Origin of the sequence: Aureispira sp. CCB-E, from assembly GCF_031326345.1 — a bacterium.
Taxonomy (GTDB): domain Bacteria; phylum Bacteroidota; class Bacteroidia; order Chitinophagales; family Saprospiraceae; genus Aureispira.
This window is the reverse complement of sequence record NZ_CP133671.1, coordinates 3,345,123-3,364,172: the sequence shown is the minus strand read 5'-3', so window position 1 is coordinate 3,364,172 and position 19,050 is coordinate 3,345,123. Positions and strand designations below refer to the sequence as shown.

Genomic DNA, 19,050 nt, shown 5'->3' with positions numbered 1-19,050 from the left:
AGCATAGCGAGCTCACGACCGTAGGGAGTAACAAACCGAGCTAAAAAAGTAAAAAATCAACGAACTACTATATTTAACAGCAGCACATTTTATTTGTAATAAGCAGCAAACCGAAAGAATGTTTCTACTCACTAAATAGGCAATTTTGCTACTCTCTAGAATTATAATCCGAAAGTTCTTGCTCGTCTGCAAAGTAGTAAATTCTAATTTGAGCTGTATCGTTCAAGAAATTAATTTTTCCAATCTCAAAACGATTAATATTTAAGCCTGTCCGTTTTTCCAAATCTTTTTTTAGTTCGGCTTCCATAGAAGGCTTGATGAGGTTTATTTTTTCATAGACAATTGTCTTTCTCGTTTCATGCTTTAATAACCACAAATATTCTAGAGCAAACGTTATAAAAGTTATGGTTCCATTAATAATGGCAATTTCAACCATTGACACCTTTTTGGATGCCAGCGAATTGATTACACTCAATCCAATGACCACAAAGAGATAAGTCATTTCTTTAATTTCTATGGTATTGGTACGGTAGCGAATGATTCCAAAAATAGCAAATAGCCCTAAGCCCATTCCCGTATCGATGTCCAATTTTTTGAGACTAAAACACAAGAAAAAAGTAATAAAACCTATCAAATAATAGGTAAATAAATAGTCTTTTCGTTTGGTGATTGGATAATACAAAAATCGAATAATTATTGTAAGAAAGACTACATTAATGAGCATTCTCAACAATAATTTGTACACATCATCATCAAACCAGGTAACTTCAAGCATAGTTATTTAATCTTAGGAGTTTCTTTTTAAATCGATTATATTTAATATTTTCTTGCCCATACAGGTGTATAATGCCCATACAATATTTACTAATTCGATAAGGACGCATTTCTTTTTCTCTAACTACTTTATAAAAAGGAGAATCTCTAGTAATCCGTTCTTGTTTCAATTCAGCAATGACAATATTTTTAAGTTCTTTTTGTTTGTTTCCAAATTCAAAATTTAGATTAATATCTAAAGTAAGCCGTTCTACAGCATGTTTAGCAACCAACGTAATTCGATTGTAAGTATTCATCATTACGGGTTGCAAATCAGCTTTAGGAACCATTAATTCTTTCAAGAAATTGCGATGAGGTTCGGGCATTTCTTGTGCCATGTCTTCTACTTTTATCCTTTTTTTGTTGGTCCTTCCTTTGTATTTGTGTTTGACTTCTAAAAAAGATAAATTGGAATCAACATAAGTTCGGTATCGCACTTTATAACGGCTAGTTCTTTCTCTATGATGCTCGTTGTAAAAGAAAAATTCAGCATTATCAAAATACAGGCTTCTATAAGCAGGAAGCATATTTCCATCTATTTTTACAACTTGATAATCATCCATCAACTCCTCTAGGATTTCCATGAGTTGATCCAAACCAAACAAAAACTTCGTCTCCACCCTATTCATAAGCTTTACTCGGTCCATTTCCTTCAAAGAAATTGGTTCAAATTTACGAAGTAATTGCACTAAGTCATTTTTTATCATAAAATATATTTCACTAGGGTGTAATGAATGTTGGTTGCTTCCACTTTTATGTCGTTCAAAAAAAATAATCCCCTATAATAAGGAGATTTTTTTTCAAAAAAAATAATTCAGTATTGAGAGTCTAAATTTTAGTTTTTATTTGGTCTATTGTGTAATTATATGGTGGGTTAAATTTTGAATCGTCACCAACAAATACATAAGTAGTCGGCAGTGTATTGCCAATGACTATTTTTTAAAATGAACGTCCATTTGAGGAAAAGGAATAGAAATGTCCTCTTTATCGAACGCTTTTTTAACATATTCTTGCATAAAAAACATGGTATCCCAATAATCTACACCTTGTGTCCATACCCAAACGCCCAAATCGACAGAACTATCATTTAATTTTTCAACAATCACTTTGTGTTCTTGCCCCTCTATATTTACCAAAAATGGGCAACCTTTGATCACTCCCCAAACTACTTCACGTGCTTTGTCTATGTCATCATCATAACTAATTCCAAATGTCAAATTTAATCGAATAATTCCAGCACCTGTAATATTTTCAACAACATCTCCTGTTAAAATAGAATTGGGAATGACAATCAATCGCTGGTGTATTGTTTTAAGGATGGTATTAAAAATTTGAATCTCCTGTACAATCCCAATATTATCCCCTATGCTAATCATATCTCCTGTCCTAAAAGGCTTAAAAAATAAGATTAATATACCACTAGCAAAATTACTCAACGACCCTTGCAAAGCCAAACCTACCGCAAAACTCGCAGCAGCTAACATCGCAACAAAAGAAGTGGTCTTAATTCCTAGCAAGTCTACGGCACTTAATGCGACAATCACTTTGAGCAACAAACCCAACAAGGTTATAATAAACGGTCGCAAATCTTCATCAAAAGAATTGGAACGCATCATTTTATCTAACAAAATCATGGCTTTGTTGATGATTTTGAAACCAAAATAAAATACAATTAGCCCTAGCATAAACCTAGGCGCATATTCTAACACCATCCCTCCAAACTTATTCCACAGTTCTTGTGCGTTGATATCAAACATAGTTGTTATTCTTTATAATATTTTTTTGTTCTAAAGTTAACATTTTTTATTCTTCCTTAATAAGCCCCTCTTCCTCTTCCTTTATAATAATCCCGTTGACCAAATCGTAAAAAATAGGCTCAAGCATCTTAAAATCTTTCTTTCGCTTGCCTCCTTTCACCCCCCATTTCGAACGCACATAAAAATAATAGACAATGCTATCTATCAATAAATACCGCTCCCAATAATTTTTGTACGTATAAGTCTTTCGCTTCAATTTAATACCTAAAAAATTTATCGTAGACCTCCAAACATCTAAATCACAACCTCGTCGGTCTAAATAATAGTATTTTGATTTTTCTATATCAGAAAAAGGAATACTACGACCAGACAACATATCATTTCTATTGGTATACCTTACACTTATTTTTTTAGCAACTAACTCATATTTCTCCAACTTACTCAAACTCGTGTCGCCTTCTAGTTTTTTAGCATAAGCCATTACATCTACTGATCTATTACCATAAAGAGGAATTACCCACATAAAAATAGTTTCATTGTTTTCCAAGCGAAGCTCATTGTAGATTAGCATGGTAGTAGAAATGTCTATTTTTTTACCAATAGGCCCATATGATTCTCGTTGGTGTATCTCAAAGTCTTTGGAACATTTGATAGACACCTTATCCGTTAGCCTTAATACCGTATCCATCAGAATAGGCTGCCCAACAACAAGCGATAAATTTACCCCCAACAAGGCAACTAATAGCAGTATTTTCATTTTTTATTGCTTTAGAATGGTTATCACCAAAGAACTAAAATACTCTTTCAATACTTTGTAGCTTATTTTTTGAGGATTTTCAATTTCAACTTCTTGACGAATAAAACCTTTGCCAAGATCCAATGTCAATACATTATTTAGCTTTGTCCGCAGATTCCCCAGCGTTTGATTAAAAGATGCTTGAAGTGCTTTATTTTGTTCTAAAATAGTTTCAACGGTCTCCTTAACCTCTTTAGAAATTTTCCCCTTTAGAGGAATAATCGATTCTAATCGAGCTATTTCGTCTACTATCTTTTGATCAAAAATCTGCCTAATTTGCTTGGTCTTCCCATGGGGATTGAACAAAATAGCTTGCTTTTCATTGGCATCAAGCAGCGAATAAGCATGTTTGAAATTCATGTATATTTTCTCTCCTATCTTCACCACATGTTGATCGGTTAGAACAGCATCTCCCTTATAAGAAGTTGGAGAAGAAACATTTATTTTATATCCTTTCTCTTTGGCAGAGAGAATGATTTGTCGAAGGTGTTTTTCAGAAACCTTGCTAAAGTCCAAGGGATTTTTAAATTCATTTTCCGTAGGCGTATCGCTAAGCTTTCCCGCACCATCCAAATAAATCTCCGTAGGTTGTTTTACTTTGTTGCCTAGCAAAACCTTCATTGCTGCTTCTGCATGCCCCCCAGTTACTCTCTCGTCCGTAAATTCTCCCTTCGCCATTAATTTAGCATAAGCTTTTTCTAAGATGGCCACCCAAATGTCGTTGACAGGGCTAGCGCCTATGTATTCATCTTTTTTTTCTATATTTCCTACCAAGTTAGGATACTCTCTATGAAGAACCATCAATTTTTTATCCACCTCAATCTGTACAGGAATGCCATTCTGATATAATGTAACGATATACAATCCATCTTTTTCTTCAATCATTTCTTTAATAAGTGAAGATTCGTCCTCTGTTAGATTAGCAAGGGCAGACAATAGATAACAGTCTCCCACTTGTCCTTGTTTTATATCTTCTAGCTCAATTCCATTTTGCTCATCATATAGGAGTAAATCTGGGTCTTTAAATTCGAATGTGGCTTTTCCTCCTATGACTTTTAGCTTATCCTTTTCATCATCTGATAGACCATAAGTTACTTGCTCTTTCGCTGAAAATTCATCTTCATTCTGTTGATACTCTAAAAAACCATCATCCGAATTCTCTAATCCTTTTTTCTTGTCTGTGTAGTAAGTGTCTTTATCTAAATTAGAGATTGTTTGTTGTAGGTTGTCGAAGTTTTCTTTAATCGCAGCATACTTTTTACGCTCTCTATCAGTCTGTCGCTCTATTGCATCTAATGCATTCCAACTATCTTGTGACACCTTTGTTAAAGAATTTATTTCTTGGCGGACATTTTCCAATTCTATTTTCCATTCATCATAACTTAACATCAGATCAGGGTAAGTAGAAAAACGCTCTCCAATCCTAATTATTTCGCTCCACACATACTCCAGCTTATTGCTCACTTCATGAGCCAAACTCAAAAATGGACTTGCTTTTATTTCTTTTTTGCTTATTTGAGCTTCTTGGACAAGTGATAAGTTATTTTCCAAAATTTGTATTCTATCATCAATATGCTCAATTACCACTTGCGTTTCCTTAATAATTTTATGATAATTGGCATCAAATATTGAAGTCTTATTGTTGCCCTCATAATTAAACTCTAAGCCCTCATACCGTTGCAATGCCTTTTTTAATTCCAAATTGATCGTATTCAATTGGAATTTTCTAGTACTAATGAGCACATTTTTTTCTCCTAAATCCTCCATGCTTAGCTCTTCCAACTCTGTGGGCAACTCCACAAGAACCGTATTAGCTAAGTCCTCTTGAATACTCAAAGGGTCAAAACTTGTTTTCCATGAAGCCTCTTTATTGGGAATTATTTTAATAGAAGGAAACGCTTCTTTCAACTGCTTTTGGAAAGCCTCTTTAGCAAATAAAGGACTAAAATTATTTTTAGTTTTCTCTGCATTGCTAGGAGTATCAAGTTTAATAGCAGTATATTCTAGCTTTTGTATACGGAAAGAGTTATTAGCATAAGTTATGGTGACAAATTTTTCTTCTTGTTCAAATTTTAATTCAAACGTAAGCTTTCCTTGTAGATTTCCTCCTTCAAAAGAAAACTGTTCTTTTTTAAGCGTAGTTTTTCGAGTAGTTTTTCGCTCTTGATTCGCATACTCAATATCCACTTCTTGGCTAAGCCAATCACAGCTCTCTTTAGCTTCTACCTCTAACACCACTTGGCATTTTGGCATATAAAGCACATCGGATAAAGGATGTCTTAATTTTGCACCAATGATGCAACCTTCAAGAGCATCATTTTCTTTTAGCCTTTTTTGAATTGTTTTAAACAAAGGTTTTAATTGGACGAAATAGTTATGATATTTTTTTGAAACTTTCCCTTTTGCATCTTCAGCAATCAAAAGTCTTTGATAAGTTCTTATTGACTCTAAGAGTTCGTTTAATTCGTCTTTCAATTCTAGATTCATGTGATTTTTGTTTTAGCTTTCTCTAATTTTGCACTTTTGTTATCTACAAGAGTTGTATCAATCCTGTAGTCACACTGTCATACCTCTCTAAATCAAACAGATTCCACAGATTCCTCAGTTTTTTCAGCAGCTTCCAATTCCTCCTCCTTTTGTTTGCCTAGAAAATCTTTGACAAATTTTCGACCGACAATTAACAAAAATGCCAAGCCTGCTCCTAGTATCCCTCCTACAATCATATGCAAAGATGGATTGGGCACTGCTTTTGCCAATGGGTATAAAGGCGGGTCAACAATAGACATTGACGGTGTTTGTTTTTGAGATTCATAAGACACCCAAGCCGCTTCTTTATTAGCCAAAGCTGCAAAATACGACTGTGTTGCTTTTTTCAAATCTGTCGATAAAAACTGTGTTTTAATCAACGTATTATTACGACCATCTGCTTCGGCGGTATTGGTATTCGCATGGTTGATATAAGCGGCTTCGGCACTATTTAATTTTTCTCGGAGTTGCTCTGTTCGTTTTTCTGCCATTTCATAGAAGTGCTCTTTTTGTTCCAAAGCATCTTCACTATAGTAACGATCTAATTCCTTATACAAAGCCATGATTAGTTCATAAGAAAAATCTTCGGAAGTAGAGACTACCTTTAAGATCATAATACCACCTTTAGAAGGTTCTATAATCAAGTGATTTCGTACGATTAGATTGTGTACATACATTAGCAAATAATTTGCTCTTCGATTATAAGGATCAATGGTATCTGCTTGAAAATACATATCCTCCTTATCGGCAACTTTATCTGCATCTTTTTTATAATAGAACTTCCTTAAGTAATGATTGATCAAGTAGTCCTCCTTCGTGTCCTCCTCATTTCTAAGAGAGCTTTTGTGAAATAAGACCCTTGAGATGATCTTTCGAGTAACGATAATCTCTTGCAGACGCTTGAAATTAACATTGTTTTCTGCGGCTCCTGCGCCTCCAAATATACTAGCAATATTTTGCTGATTTTGTGTTGCAACTTTATTAACTGTAAACGAACACGTTGCGGTATAGGTCGTTGGAGTGCTCAGTTTTCGATCACGCATATACTTTCCCAGCAAAACAGCAAAAATTGCAATTAACCAAGAATATTTTAGCACTTCTATCGCATATTCTTTTGCAATTTGTAGTATGTCTGCCATACTAAGTTGCTCCTTTTCTTCAGGAACAACAACGATATGATTTGGATCTTGACTATTCATGCTCTCTATTTATCTTATAGCTCGAATGATGGCATAAATTGATAACGCAGAGAAACCGACTGCTAATGTATCTGTAATAATTTTATACCAGTTGATTGGTTCTCTATCTTTTTTCAATTTCTTCTCTTTTGCCCCCACATACACCATCGCTCCTTTTTCTACTTTAGGATACACTTTAAAGAATAAGAAGTGCCTTGTTTTTTTAACCATTCCATTGGCATAGCGAACATACACCAATCGTTTGCGTCCTCCCTGTTTTCGGTCTACCCCAGCACCATACTCTCTGATATAAAAATTGGCTCGTTTCCCTACATGGTAAGGAATGTTAATTTTTCTTGGATTGAGCGTTTCCTTTTTGAAAATATCCAACAAAATTTCCTTCTTTTCTATTTCTGTTTCGGCTTTTTCTAGTTCTAAATCTAACTCCCTAGAAGCTATTTCGGCATATTCTTTAACTGCTGGATGATTAATTTTCCCTGCAATAGAAACCAAATCTTTTAACTTAGGTAATATGATAACATCCCCTGCTCTTAAGACATAGTTAAATCGCGAATCTTCTCCCTCTTTTTGCAAAATATCTAAATCGAGCAAAACCAAGCCTTCTTCTTTCCGCATTAATTTGGCACCTTTTAAGAAAGCAATATTTGTCCAGCCGCCAGCACGTTTAACCAAATCCCAAACTCGCTCCTCCTCATTTTCCATCGTATAAACTCCTGGCCATCTGATTTCTCCTCTTATTTCTACATTTTTAGGTGCCTCAAAATCCTTAGACGTACGCACAAAAACTTGGTCATAAGGGCTTAATAAAAACTCTTTTGCCCCATCTACCTTTAAACTATCTTCAAAGCTACTAATTCTGAATGTTTTAAAGACAACATACGTGCTATTTCCTATTGAATCCAAGGTTAATCTAGAAATTTCAATATGACTATTAGACGCCTCTCTTTTAAGTCCATTTGCCATATACAGTACATCCGAAAGCATCAAATTATTACTATATTCAAAAGTCCCTGTTTTACGCACAGCACCATATACTTTGACGTTGTATTTATCAATAAATTCTGATTTGTATTTCACCTCAATTTCATCAAATGGATACAACATCATATTCTCTGGAGAATTGGGATTATCCAACAATTCATGGACATTAATTGGGATGTAATTCAAGGACAAATCCTCTTGCAAGCGCTTAATATAAATGCGTTCCATTACCGCAGAGCGAATTATCCCCGATTTCATCAAAGCATCGTATACAGTCGTATTGGGTTCCAATTGATATGTACCTGGTAGCTTTACGGCTCCCTTTACAGTAATATAATTGGCATAAGCCTGCTTGATTGGATTCACATTAATTCTGTCTCCATCTTTAAGCTCAAAATTAAGCTCTCTTCGCATTAATTCGGCTAAATTGACATCAATTAGCTTTTCCTCATCATTTTCGTATCGGATAATTTGTATATTTCTACGATAGGCATCTGGGCGCAACCCACCTGCATACTTAATCAGCTCTATCAAATTTTCCTCTCCTACCAACTCGTAGAAAAAAGGGCGCTCAATTGCACCTTCTATTTCAACCACACGTTCGGCCAATGGAACATAAATGTAGTCATTATTATGCAAGAAAAACTCATCGGCTATATTGGGGTTGTTCATAAACTTATAAACATCCAACGTTCGTGTTTTCATTCTAGAAGAAACTACCTTAATAAGGCGCACACTACCAATTTGAGATGGTCCTCCAGCAGCAACCAAAGCATTAAAAGCTGTATTAACGGCAGGAATGGTATAAGACCCTGGATTAAACACCTCTCCTGTAATATTGATTGTCAAACTTCTAGAATAGTTTAACTCAATAGATACTTGAGAATTTTTAATATTCATATGTTTTTCGAGACGCTTAATAATCGCTTGTCGAGCATCTGCGAAACGCATTTCTTTGATGTACAGTCTAGGAATATCTATACCACGATTAGGGTTTGTCAAATTAATATACCCTTCTTCGTCTAGTGTAACACTCGCACTATAAGAAGACGCCCCCCAAACAGTAATGGCTAATTCATCTCCAATACCCAATAGGTAACTATCGATTGCTTTAATATCTCTAGAGCGAGTAAACAGTGAAATACTCTGATCTCTAAAAAACTGTTGTCCCCAAATTTTTGCTTCAGGCAATTGAGATTGACGCAAATCAAACTTAATCTTAGTATCTTCGTCTTCTTTATCTTCTCCCCCTTCTTCGATTACATCAGTATCTCCTGTCTTTTCCTTTGTTCCATCCTTATCCCCACCATCAGTATTGGTTGTTTTTGTAGTTTTGCCTTTATTCTTATTAATCGCATCTTGAACCCCTGGATCTAAAATAGGTCCATCGGGTCCAATAGGCACTACAGGCACAGGACTGGGTGGTTCTTGTGCTAAACAAACCTGAACCATCAAAATGGCAAAACAGGTTAGCAATAATTTGATTGGATGAAATTTCATAGTAATACTTTATTTTATGTCCTTAGTACGCTGTCAAGTAAATTTAGTCTTCGTATTGAGTTTCATAGTATTTTTGGTAAGCGCCTGATGTCACATTGTTTAACCATGCCTCATTCTCCAAATACCATTTAACCGAAGTTCGCAATCCTTCTTGAAAAGTTACCGAAGGTTTCCACCCCAAATCACGAGCAATCTTGCTAGCATCAATAGCATAACGACGATCGTGACCTTGACGATCTTTTACAAATGTAATGAGTTCTCTAGACTTCCCTTGAGGATTGCCCAACGCTTCGTCCATCACATCACACAGCAAATGCACCAAGTCTATATTTTTCCACTCATTGTGTCCACCAATATTATATGTTTCTCCCAATACGCCTTTCTGATAGATGGTATCAATTGCCGTGGCATGATCATTCACCCAAAGCCAATCTCTAGTGTACTTCCCATCTCCATAAATAGGCAGTGGTTTCCCTTCTTTTATATTATTAATACATAAAGGAATTAGTTTTTCGGGAAACTGATGTGAACCATAGTTATTAGAACAATTAGAAATAACAACTGGCAAATTATAGGTATGATAATAAGCACGAACCAAATGATCTGAACTTGCTTTTGAAGCAGAATACGGAGAACGAGGGTCATAAGCCGTTTCTTCTGTAAATAGCCCTGTTGTACCTAACGTTCCATATACTTCATCTGTTGAAACATGGTAAAAACGTTTGCCTTCCATATTTCCCTCCCAGGTTTGGCGAGCGGCGTACAATAAGTTTACAGTTCCTAATATATTCGTTTCCACAAATGCTATCGGATTCGTAATGGATCGATCAACATGAGATTCTGCTGCCAAATGAATGACACCATCAAATTGATATTGCTCAAATAAACTTTGTACAAATTGGCGGTCGACAATATCTCCCTTAACAAACGTATAGTTTGGCTTCTGATCAATATCTGAAAGGTTTTCCAAATTCCCTGCATAAGTTAATTTATCTAAATTAACAATATGTGTATCAGGATATTTCTCTACAAATAAACGAACTACATGAGATCCTATAAAACCAGCCCCACCAGTAATTAATATTGTTTGTTTCATTTTAGTTATACTATCTATTCTCATTGTCAAACAATGAGTTTTTTGCATTTTTATAATTGAAATTCTTAAGCAATCGTTCAAAAAATAATAAATACCACGACGTAGCAGCGCAGCTAACTAAAAGCAAAGCGCTCACGAAGTAAACTGTATTTCTTTTGCTCACTTGCTTAAGCAGTAGTTACAGGAACAACTTTCTTAAAATATTCATATGTTTTGCGAATCCCTTCTGCACGCTCGACCTTAGGTTCCCAATCCAATACTTCTTTGGCTTTGGTAATATCTGGGCGACGGCGTTTGGGGTCATTAACAGGCAATGGATGATAGGACAAACTTCCATTTCCGACCAACTCCAATACCTCTTCTGCAAATTCTCCAATCGTAATTTCGTCGGGATTTCCAATATTGATTGGCATAGAACAATCGCTTAACAACAGGCGATAGATTCCCTCTACCAAGTCGTCCACATAACAGAAAGAACGCGTTTGAGAACCATCTCCAAAAATGGTTAACTCTTTGCCTTGAATTGCTTGTGAGAAGAAGGCGGGCAATACTCGACCATCATCTACTCGCATACGAGGGCCATAGGTATTAAAAATACGAACGATGCGTGTTTCTAAACCATGGTAGGTGTTATAAGCCATTGTAATCGCTTCTTGAAAACGCTTCGCTTCATCATATACCCCTCTTGGACCAATTGGATTGACATTTCCCCAATAATCTTCGGTTTGAGGATGCACCAATGGATCACCATAGACCTCTGATGTAGAAGCAACTAAAATTCGGGCATTTTTTGCCTTTGCCAACCCTAACAAATTGTGCGTTCCTAAAGAGCCAACTTTCAAGGTTTGAATAGGAATACGCAAATAATCTATTGGGCTAGCAGGTGAGGCAAAATGAAGGATATAATCCAAATCGCCAGGGACATGCACAAATGTACTTACATCGTGATGGTAAAACTCAAATTGCTTCAATTTGAACAAGTGTGCAATATTGTCCATGTTTCCTGTAATCAAATTATCCATTCCAATTACATGGCAACCTTCGGCAATAAATCGGTCACACAAATGAGAGCCCAAAAAACCAGCAGCTCCTGTTATCAATACTCGTTTCATAATTATATTTGCTTGTTCTTATTTATCTTCTTTTTTGCTTTTGGGGAACCAATGGATTACCCCTGTTTCACTGGGACATTCACATCCGAACGTCCAATACTCATATAAGTCAAGCCAGAATCTGCTGCAATATCCAACGCATATAAGTTACGTCCATCAAAAATAATATTGTCTGATAATTGCTGTTTTAATTCACCAAAATCAGGCGTTCTAAACTCGTTCCATTCGGTCATAATTGCCAAGCAATCGGCTCCTTTTGTTGCATCATATTTTGAGTTAACAAACGTTATCTTGTCCCCATAGATTGCCTTCACATTTTCCATCGCCTCAGGGTCAAATGCTTGAACCGTTGCTCCTGCTGCCAACAACTGGTCAATTGCTTCCAATGCGGGTGCTTCTCGAATATCATCTGTATTGGGTTTAAAAGCCAATCCCCACATAGCTACAACTTTGCCCGATAGATTTCCATCGTAATACTCATTCATTTTTTCTACCAAGCGTAATTTTTGCTTTTTATTGACGTCCATAACAGATTTTAGAATCTGAAAATCATAGCCATAGTCGTCTGCTGTTTTAGCTAGTGCTTTTACATCTTTTGGAAAACAACTTCCTCCATAACCAATCCCTGCAAACAAGAAGCGCTTTCCAATGCGCCCATCGGCGCCCATTCCTCTCCTTACATTGTCAACATCAGCACCGACCAACTCGCATAAGTTAGCAATCTCATTCATAAATGAAATACGAGTTGCCAAATAAGAATTAGCGGCATATTTAGTTACCTCCGCAGAACGCTCGTCCATAAAGAAGATAGGATTTCCTTGACGCACAAATGGCAAATACAAACGTTCCATAGTCTGACGAGCTGCCGCTGAAGATGTTCCAATAACAACTCTATCTGGTTTCAAAAAGTCGTCTACAGCAACGCCTTCTCTTAAAAACTCTGGATTAGAGACAACATCAAACAAACTCTTGTCCAATTTCTCAGCTAAAATAGCAGCTACTTTTTCTGCTGTCCCTACTGGTACCGTACTCTTATCGACAATGACAGTATATTTGGTAATAATCGTACTCAACTCTTTTGCGACACCTAATACATAAGATAAATCTGCCGAACCATCTGCCCCTGGAGGCGTTGGCAAAGCTAAGAAAACAATTTCTGCCCCTTTTACAGCCGCTGCTAAATCTGTCGTAAACGACAAACGACCATTGTTCGTATTGCGTTCAAACAAAACTGACAAGCCTGGTTCAAAAATAGGAATAACACCTGATTTCATCTTGGCTACTTTTGCCTCATCTATATCTACACAAACAACATGATTCCCTGTTTCTGCAAAACAGGTTCCCGTAACTAATCCCACGTATCCTGTTCCTATAATAGCTATATTCATTCTTTTTTTTTTTATTAGATTTACGCAAAGTAAGAATTTTGCATCCTGTTTTTTACCCGATTTGGACACTTGGGCAAAGATACATTTTTAATGTTTAGAATAAAAAAATACCGTCTATAGAATTGAAGCTCTTCTAGTAAGTGTCTCTTCTCACATAAACAGCTACTTAACATTAAAAAGAACTTTGAATTACAAAGTAAAATATTTTATTGCATAAACGCAAACCTCGAAAGATTTATTGTTTGTTAAAATTAATTTGACAGCGCCAAATAACTATCTTAGATGTTTATAATACAATGGTTCTTTAAAATCATGTTGTAAAATGCTACTAATAACTATTGTAATAATTTCACCTACTAAATTTATTTTTTGCAAAGCGAAATCCATTAATTTCTAATAATGGTCGTTATTACTTGCAAATTATGACCAAACACACTATTTGCTTATGTCTATGTGGGAAATTGAAGCACTCATCGAAGAAGCAGTGCGCTTGATTGACAAATCTCAAAAAGAAAAGAAATACAAACGTTCTATCATTTGGAATTTATACGAAATTCAAGAGCAATTTGATTGTAGTTTCACCAACTTTAGGGTTATCCAACTTTTGCTTAAAAATGGCTATACCAAAACTATACAAATCGAAGAACATCCTAGTTTTTCAAAACATACTGCCTATTTTGATGCTTTAAAAACAAAAGAATTTGAATTCATTCACGTCAATGTCGATAAGGTTTGGAGTAGTGACAATCCTGTAGCTGCTTATTGGGATCAGAAAAGCAAGTCCATTTACTATGATTTTGGTTCGCCACTTTGGGATCAATTAGAAGAAGACAGCCCTCAAGAGTTCGACTTATATGATTTGAGTCTTGAAATTATTCTAGAGGCTCATGAACAAAAAGATAAAAACAGGGTTTACGATTGGACAGCTTTTTTAATTAACTATGGTTTAAATTTTTTTAAGCCAAACCATTCAATTGATTTTCTAAAAGAAACGTACTTTAGAGCTATCAAAGCTATTTTTCAGCAATACGATTTTTCTAGTTATAAGGCTATGCATCCTTCTCTAGAAATCATGGAAGCTCCTTTGGAATGGCTGGGGGAAGAAGAAAATGATTTTTTACAATGGTTTAATTCACAAACAATAGTTTAATCAATAGTTCGTTGAAAAACTTCATTAGCTTGATAATCAACAAGTTGCACTTTTATTGTGTTTTGTGTTAAAATTTTGATTATCAACTGCACAGCACTCACGAAGTAAACTAATATAAATGTACTTTTTTATCTTTTTGGTAAAAAGAAAAAAATCAACGAACTACTATTTAATATAAACAATGGAAAATTTAGAGTTAGCAACATTTGGCGCAGGTTGTTTTTGGTGTACAGAAGCAATGTTTCAGGATTTAAAAGGAGTACACAAAGCCGTCTCTGGGTACTCAGGTGGACATGTAAAAAACCCTACTTACAAAGCTGTTTGTACGGGTGCAACGGGACATGCAGAAGTCATTCAAATACACTTTGATCCAAGTGTTATTAGTTATGAAACACTTCTTGAAGCACTTTGGTATGCTCACGACCCTACACAACTTAATCGGCAAGGAAACGATATTGGTACACAATACCGTTCTGCCATTTATTATCATAATGAAGCTCAAAAAGAAGCGGCAATAGCTTCCAAAAATGCTGCTGCGCCTAGGTTTAGTCAACCTATTGTAACAGAAATCACAGCCTTCGACACCTTCTACCCTGCTGAAGATTATCATACAGATTATTTTAACCTACATGGCGAAAACCCTTACTGTAGTGCTGTTGTTGGTCCTAAAGTAAAAAAATTTCGAGCAAAATTTGCGGATCAATTAAAAGCTTAAATCATTATCACAATAATCAATAGTTCGCTGAAACCACGCAGTAGCAGCGCAGTTGATAATTAACAAGTTATAGTTTTATTGCGTTTTGCATTAAAAATTTGATTTCTATTGCAACGAATTACTTGGTTATAACAAACAATCACCATTTAACAAACAACGTACACCTCAATAATGTTATGTTAGAAAAGATAAAAGCATTAGAAAAGATAGCTTTACAACTAGAGCCTACTCCACCTGAACGCAAGGCCGTACGCAATGCTGTTATTGATTATTCCGAACGCTTTTTGAACCAATTGGAGACATCCAAAGCTTATCAAATTAGCAAAGATAAAGGTCGAGCGATCCTAGATAGTCCTATTCAAGAAGGAGGGCTTGAGATAGAACATATTTTGAATTTAATTGAGCAGCAAGTTGATCGACCTGGTCTAAATCCTGCCTCTGGTGGTCACTTAGCTTATATTCCTGGTGGCGGAATTTATCCCTCTTCACTAGGCGATTTTTTAGCAGACATTAGCAATCGTTACGCTGGCGTATTTTATGCAAGTCCTGGTGCTGTTCGGATGGAAAATTTGCTCTTGCGTTGGATGTGTGATCTTTTTGGTCTACCTCCAGAAGCAGGTGGTAATTTAACTTCTGGTGGTTCTATTGCTAATCTAACTGCAATTGTTGCTGCTAGAGATTTTAAACAGCTTAAATCCAAAGATTTTGAAAAGGTTGTCATTTACTCAACCGCCCAAGTACACCACTGTACGTTAAAAGCAATTAAAATTAGTGGTTTGTATGAATCCATCCAACGTACAATCCCTATGGACGCCCATTTTAGAATGGATGCGAATGCGTTGAAAGAAGCCATTATTCAAGACAAAAAAGCAGGCTTAATACCATTTATGGTCATGGCATCGGCAGGGACAACAGATACTGGCGCTATCGACCCTTTAGAAACCATTGCAACTATTTGCCAAACGGAAAACTTATGGTTTCATGTAGATGGCGCTTATGGGGGATTTTTCATTCTTTCAGATGAAGTCAAAGACAAATTTAAAGGGATTGAACGAGCTGACTCCATCGTTGTTGATCCTCACAAAGGATTATTTTTGCCTTATGGAAGCGGTGCTTTATTGGTTCGAAATGTAAAATGGCTCTACCAGTCACAACATATGCAAGCCAACTATTTACAAGATGCCTTTGATGACATTGAAGAGGTCTCTCCTGCTGATTTATCGCCAGAACTCACCAAACCATTCCGAGGATTGCGCTTGTGGCTACCGTTAAAATTATTTGGCTTAGCTCCTTTTCGAGCGGCTTTGAGCGAAAAGATTTGGCTCTGTCGATATTTTTATGAAGCGATACAACAAATAGATGGCTTTGAAGTTGGCTCCTATCCTGATTTATCGGTCATGACTTATCGATATGTTCCGACAAAAGGCGATGCCAATGTTTACAATTTGGAATTGACCAATCGAATAAAGGAAGAAGGTTCCGTTTTTGTATCTTCTACTACTATCAACGGATTGGTTTACTTAAGGTTAGCGGTACTCTCTTTTAGAACACACCTCCATACTATTAACCGTTTATTGGAACTATTAGAAAGATTGACAAAGGTATAATAAGATTCCACACAATTGGTCAATTATTACAAATGCCATGCTAAAGCTTCATCAATTGTTGTTCCCTTAAATTCTTTTAACATAGCTAATAATTCTCCTACGACAACTCGGCAGTCATAGGTCTCCGATCGTCCAGCTTCTTTTTCTTTTTGGAGCCAATCTTGTACTTGCTGCAATGCCGAAGAACAAGCATATTGTTCCTCTTGCTGCCATTTCGCTAATTCAAAAATAGCAATAAAGTACTCGGTTAACAATTGCCCTCTTTTTTTGACAGATCCTGTTCTTGCTTGAATTTTCAATCCATCTTGAGAATGTTTAGCCGCAACTTCAAAATAGACCTTCCGTGCGGCTTGATTACTCAAGGAAAAAGCTAGTTCTAAACAAGTTTGCGCTAAATTGTGTTGCGCAATGGGCAATTGATCGGCATCACCAATAGCTGTTTTGATTGTAACTCCCTCTTCTCCATAATAAGCCCCCTCTTTGAGCTTTTTCATTTGCCGCAAAGCAATCCCCTTATTTACCAACAAATTACTCAAACCCGATTGGCTGATACCAGGGATTTGCAAGGCTTTATCATAATTTAAAATAGCGCCATCTGGATTTCCTTCCCACTCTTCATAATTGGCTAATATATTGTGCAAACGAATTGTCTGATCGTTGTTTCGGATGGTATCAAATTTACTATATAATAAAGCTTTGGCTTCTTCTATAACGTTTCGACCTTCTGCTCTCCGTGCCTCCAAGCGACCGCTAACGATTGCCCAAGCAATATTCAACTTTAAATCAATCAAAGAATGGTCTTCTAAGCGAATTTTCTTCTCTTGCCAATCTTTCCGAATACTCAACATACTCAACACAGCCGTTTCAAAATTCCCTTGACGTTCTTGAATACGCGCTTTGCCCACTTTGCCTCTAAATGGAAAAATTCGTTCGATATAATCCAAAGCCAAATACGCATTATCATACATAGCAGCACGCTCAAATATCGTTGCCAAATTTAACAACAAATCTACCCCAATAATCCGATAGACATCTTCATTCATATCCTTTGACTCCTTATCACTTCCAATAACCAAGTTCCAATACTGTTTCAGAATTTTATATTGTTCTGAAGTATAGATCACCTGAACAAAGAAACGTATTGCTGTCAATCTATCTTCGTTGTAAATACTTTCTTTTTCTTGAATGCTACTCAACCTCAAAGCGGCAACAGGATCGTCTAAAGATACTTGCAAATCTTCTATTTCTCTCTGTAAATACGAGGTCATAAATTTCATATCCTCCTCCATTTCTTCCCTTTCTAGTTCAATAATGGACGGAGCCAACGTCCATACATCGCTAGTATAACGCAACGAAGGAGCCAAAATACCATAATCGTTGATACAACGACTAGCAAATAAATCTAGAGAAATCAATTTGCTCAAATCTTCTTCCGAAAACAAGCGTTCTTTGAATCGATTGACTAAAGTTTTGACCAAAGGCAAGGAAACAACATTGGTTAAAACACCATCGTTCAAGTTTCCTTCTAAGTTGCGCCAATGAGCTGGCAAATTGGCCGTCGATGCAAAGGCATAAACCGCCAATAAGCTTTTTTCCCACGTTTCCAAATAATCATAAGCAATTGGATGGATGGTTTCTTTTATTTTTTCCAAAGGGATTTCGTCCCATTCTAAGATAGTATCTACTCGTTTTTGAAAATAATTCTCCACCAAACGCTGCTCATCAATTCGAATATGCAAAACTACCGCTAACTGTGCATCCAACAAAGCAGGAATAAGACTCTTTCCAACCCAGTCGTGCTCCTCGTTCGCTAAGTCTGGATTCCAAATTTCTACGGTAGAAACATACTCTTTTTCTCTTAAGAATGTCAATAACAACCCAAATCGTTTTCGTAAAACCTCTCGATTAGAAAAGCGTTCGTTTAGTGCCTGAATGAATCCTTCTTGCTCTCCTGTAAACAAAACAGGAAAGAAGTAGATGATAAGAATAGCAACAACAGCATAGACTACTGCCGACTCGTTCATAGGCAACCCAAATACTGTTGGATCATTGCCCCCTAAAAACACCCAATTGATCACCAAATCTCCCCATACAGTAATAAACCCAATAAAGGCTACTGTCAAAGCAATTGGAATCAAAAGCAATAGTGAAGGTATTCGTTTTTTTAGCTGCAACACAACATAATAAAACCAGTTGCGCTGCCGAATTAATTCAAAAAGAGCATCTTGGACATCTAAAAACTTATCGTCGGGATAAAGATGTATCGAAACTTTTTGAGACTCCTCTTCCAATTCAAAACCAGTTGCATTAGTTTTTTTAACAGGAGCTTGCCACAAGCGACCACCATCTATCCGAACATTTAAATCGCGGTTGTATACAGAGAAATCCTTTTCCTTCATGATTGCAAGAT

Annotated in this window: 14 protein-coding genes; 3 read left to right on the top strand and 11 right to left on the bottom strand. The window is 36.2% G+C overall.

What is annotated here, in order from left to right:
- Positions 1 to 148 precede the first annotated feature (148 nt).
- From QP953_RS13015 to QP953_RS12970, 10 genes are all read right to left on the bottom strand, one after another.
- Positions 149 to 775: a DUF4956 domain-containing protein gene (locus QP953_RS13015; protein ID WP_052595284.1), complete on the bottom strand. Its 627-nt coding sequence runs from the start codon at positions 773 to 775 to the stop codon at positions 149 to 151.
- Positions 768 to 1,520, bottom strand: coding sequence for a polyphosphate polymerase domain-containing protein (locus tag QP953_RS13010; protein ID WP_052595285.1), 753 nt, complete (start codon positions 1,518 to 1,520; stop codon positions 768 to 770). Before QP953_RS13010 ends, QP953_RS13015 begins: the two co-directional genes overlap by 8 nt.
- 225 nt (positions 1,521 to 1,745) lie before the next feature.
- Positions 1,746 to 2,570 carry a mechanosensitive ion channel family protein gene (locus QP953_RS13005; RefSeq protein ID WP_063833064.1) on the bottom strand — a complete coding sequence of 275 codons (825 nt, stop codon included), beginning with the start codon at positions 2,568 to 2,570 and terminating at the stop codon, positions 1,746 to 1,748.
- Between the two features lie 46 nt (positions 2,571 to 2,616).
- Complete coding sequence (locus QP953_RS13000; protein ID WP_309555369.1) at positions 2,617 to 3,327, bottom strand: hypothetical protein; 711 nt, start codon at positions 3,325 to 3,327, stop codon at positions 2,617 to 2,619.
- Between the two features lie 3 nt (positions 3,328 to 3,330).
- Entirely contained in the window at positions 3,331 to 5,853 is a 2,523-nt protein-coding gene (locus tag QP953_RS12995) for a C2 family cysteine protease (RefSeq protein ID WP_309555368.1), read from the bottom strand.
- A 92-nt stretch (positions 5,854 to 5,945) separates the two neighbouring features.
- On the bottom strand, positions 5,946 to 7,091 hold the full coding sequence (locus tag QP953_RS12990; protein WP_052595293.1) for a hypothetical protein: 1,146 nt from the start codon (positions 7,089 to 7,091) through the stop codon (positions 5,946 to 5,948).
- Between the two features lie 9 nt (positions 7,092 to 7,100).
- Entirely contained in the window at positions 7,101 to 9,572 is a 2,472-nt protein-coding gene (locus QP953_RS12985) for an SLBB domain-containing protein (protein WP_309555366.1), read from the bottom strand.
- A 43-nt stretch (positions 9,573 to 9,615) separates the two neighbouring features.
- Positions 9,616 to 10,668, bottom strand: a complete 1,053-nt coding sequence (rfbB, locus tag QP953_RS12980; protein WP_081909511.1) for a dTDP-glucose 4,6-dehydratase — start codon at positions 10,666 to 10,668, stop codon at positions 9,616 to 9,618.
- A gap of 167 nt (positions 10,669 to 10,835) precedes the next feature.
- Positions 10,836 to 11,780 (bottom strand): UDP-glucuronic acid decarboxylase family protein, encoded by a 945-nt coding sequence (locus QP953_RS12975; protein ID WP_052595298.1) that lies wholly within the window; start codon positions 11,778 to 11,780, stop codon positions 10,836 to 10,838.
- Positions 11,781 to 11,836: 56 nt separating this feature from the next.
- Positions 11,837 to 13,168, bottom strand: a complete 1,332-nt coding sequence (locus tag QP953_RS12970; protein ID WP_052595300.1) for a UDP-glucose/GDP-mannose dehydrogenase family protein — start codon at positions 13,166 to 13,168, stop codon at positions 11,837 to 11,839.
- 445 nt (positions 13,169 to 13,613) lie between these two features.
- Between QP953_RS12970 and QP953_RS12965 the strand changes: the two genes are divergently transcribed.
- From QP953_RS12965 to QP953_RS12955, 3 genes are all read left to right on the top strand, one after another.
- On the top strand, positions 13,614 to 14,318 hold the full coding sequence (locus tag QP953_RS12965) for a hypothetical protein (RefSeq protein ID WP_309555365.1): 705 nt from the start codon (positions 13,614 to 13,616) through the stop codon (positions 14,316 to 14,318).
- Between the two features lie 181 nt (positions 14,319 to 14,499).
- Complete coding sequence (msrA, locus tag QP953_RS12960) at positions 14,500 to 15,033, top strand: peptide-methionine (S)-S-oxide reductase MsrA (protein WP_052595304.1); 534 nt, start codon at positions 14,500 to 14,502, stop codon at positions 15,031 to 15,033.
- Between the two features lie 176 nt (positions 15,034 to 15,209).
- A complete protein-coding gene (locus QP953_RS12955) occupies positions 15,210 to 16,640 on the top strand; it encodes a pyridoxal-dependent decarboxylase (RefSeq protein ID WP_309555364.1) in 1,431 nt (476 codons plus the stop codon).
- 26 nt (positions 16,641 to 16,666) lie between these two features.
- Here QP953_RS12955 and QP953_RS12950 read toward each other — a convergent pair whose 3' ends face one another.
- Positions 16,667 to 19,039, bottom strand: a complete 2,373-nt coding sequence (locus tag QP953_RS12950; protein ID WP_309555363.1) for a hypothetical protein — start codon at positions 19,037 to 19,039, stop codon at positions 16,667 to 16,669.
- Positions 19,040 to 19,050 lie beyond the last annotated feature (11 nt).

Excerpts from the sequence above, each read along its gene's own strand:
- QP953_RS13015 (WP_052595284.1), bottom strand. The coding sequence starts at position 775 with ATGCTTGAAGTTACCTGGTTTGATGATGATGTGTACAAATTATTGTTG.
- QP953_RS13010 (WP_052595285.1), bottom strand. The coding sequence starts at position 1,520 with ATGATAAAAAATGACTTAGTGCAATTACTTCGTAAATTTGAACCAATT.
- QP953_RS13005 (WP_063833064.1), bottom strand. The coding sequence starts at position 2,570 with ATGTTTGATATCAACGCACAAGAACTGTGGAATAAGTTTGGAGGGATG.
- QP953_RS13000 (WP_309555369.1), bottom strand. The coding sequence starts at position 3,327 with ATGAAAATACTGCTATTAGTTGCCTTGTTGGGGGTAAATTTATCGCTT.
- QP953_RS12995 (WP_309555368.1), bottom strand. The coding sequence starts at position 5,853 with ATGAATCTAGAATTGAAAGACGAATTAAACGAACTCTTAGAGTCAATA.
- QP953_RS12990 (WP_052595293.1), bottom strand. The coding sequence starts at position 7,091 with ATGAATAGTCAAGATCCAAATCATATCGTTGTTGTTCCTGAAGAAAAG.
- QP953_RS12985 (WP_309555366.1), bottom strand. The coding sequence starts at position 9,572 with ATGAAATTTCATCCAATCAAATTATTGCTAACCTGTTTTGCCATTTTG.
- rfbB (WP_081909511.1), bottom strand. The coding sequence starts at position 10,668 with ATGAAACAAACAATATTAATTACTGGTGGGGCTGGTTTTATAGGATCT.
- QP953_RS12975 (WP_052595298.1), bottom strand. The coding sequence starts at position 11,780 with ATGAAACGAGTATTGATAACAGGAGCTGCTGGTTTTTTGGGCTCTCAT.
- QP953_RS12970 (WP_052595300.1), bottom strand. The coding sequence starts at position 13,168 with ATGAATATAGCTATTATAGGAACAGGATACGTGGGATTAGTTACGGGA.
- QP953_RS12965 (WP_309555365.1), top strand. The coding sequence starts at position 13,614 with ATGTCTATGTGGGAAATTGAAGCACTCATCGAAGAAGCAGTGCGCTTG.
- msrA (WP_052595304.1), top strand. The coding sequence starts at position 14,500 with ATGGAAAATTTAGAGTTAGCAACATTTGGCGCAGGTTGTTTTTGGTGT.
- QP953_RS12955 (WP_309555364.1), top strand. The coding sequence starts at position 15,210 with ATGTTAGAAAAGATAAAAGCATTAGAAAAGATAGCTTTACAACTAGAG.
- QP953_RS12950 (WP_309555363.1), bottom strand. The coding sequence starts at position 19,039 with ATGAAGGAAAAGGATTTCTCTGTATACAACCGCGATTTAAATGTTCGG.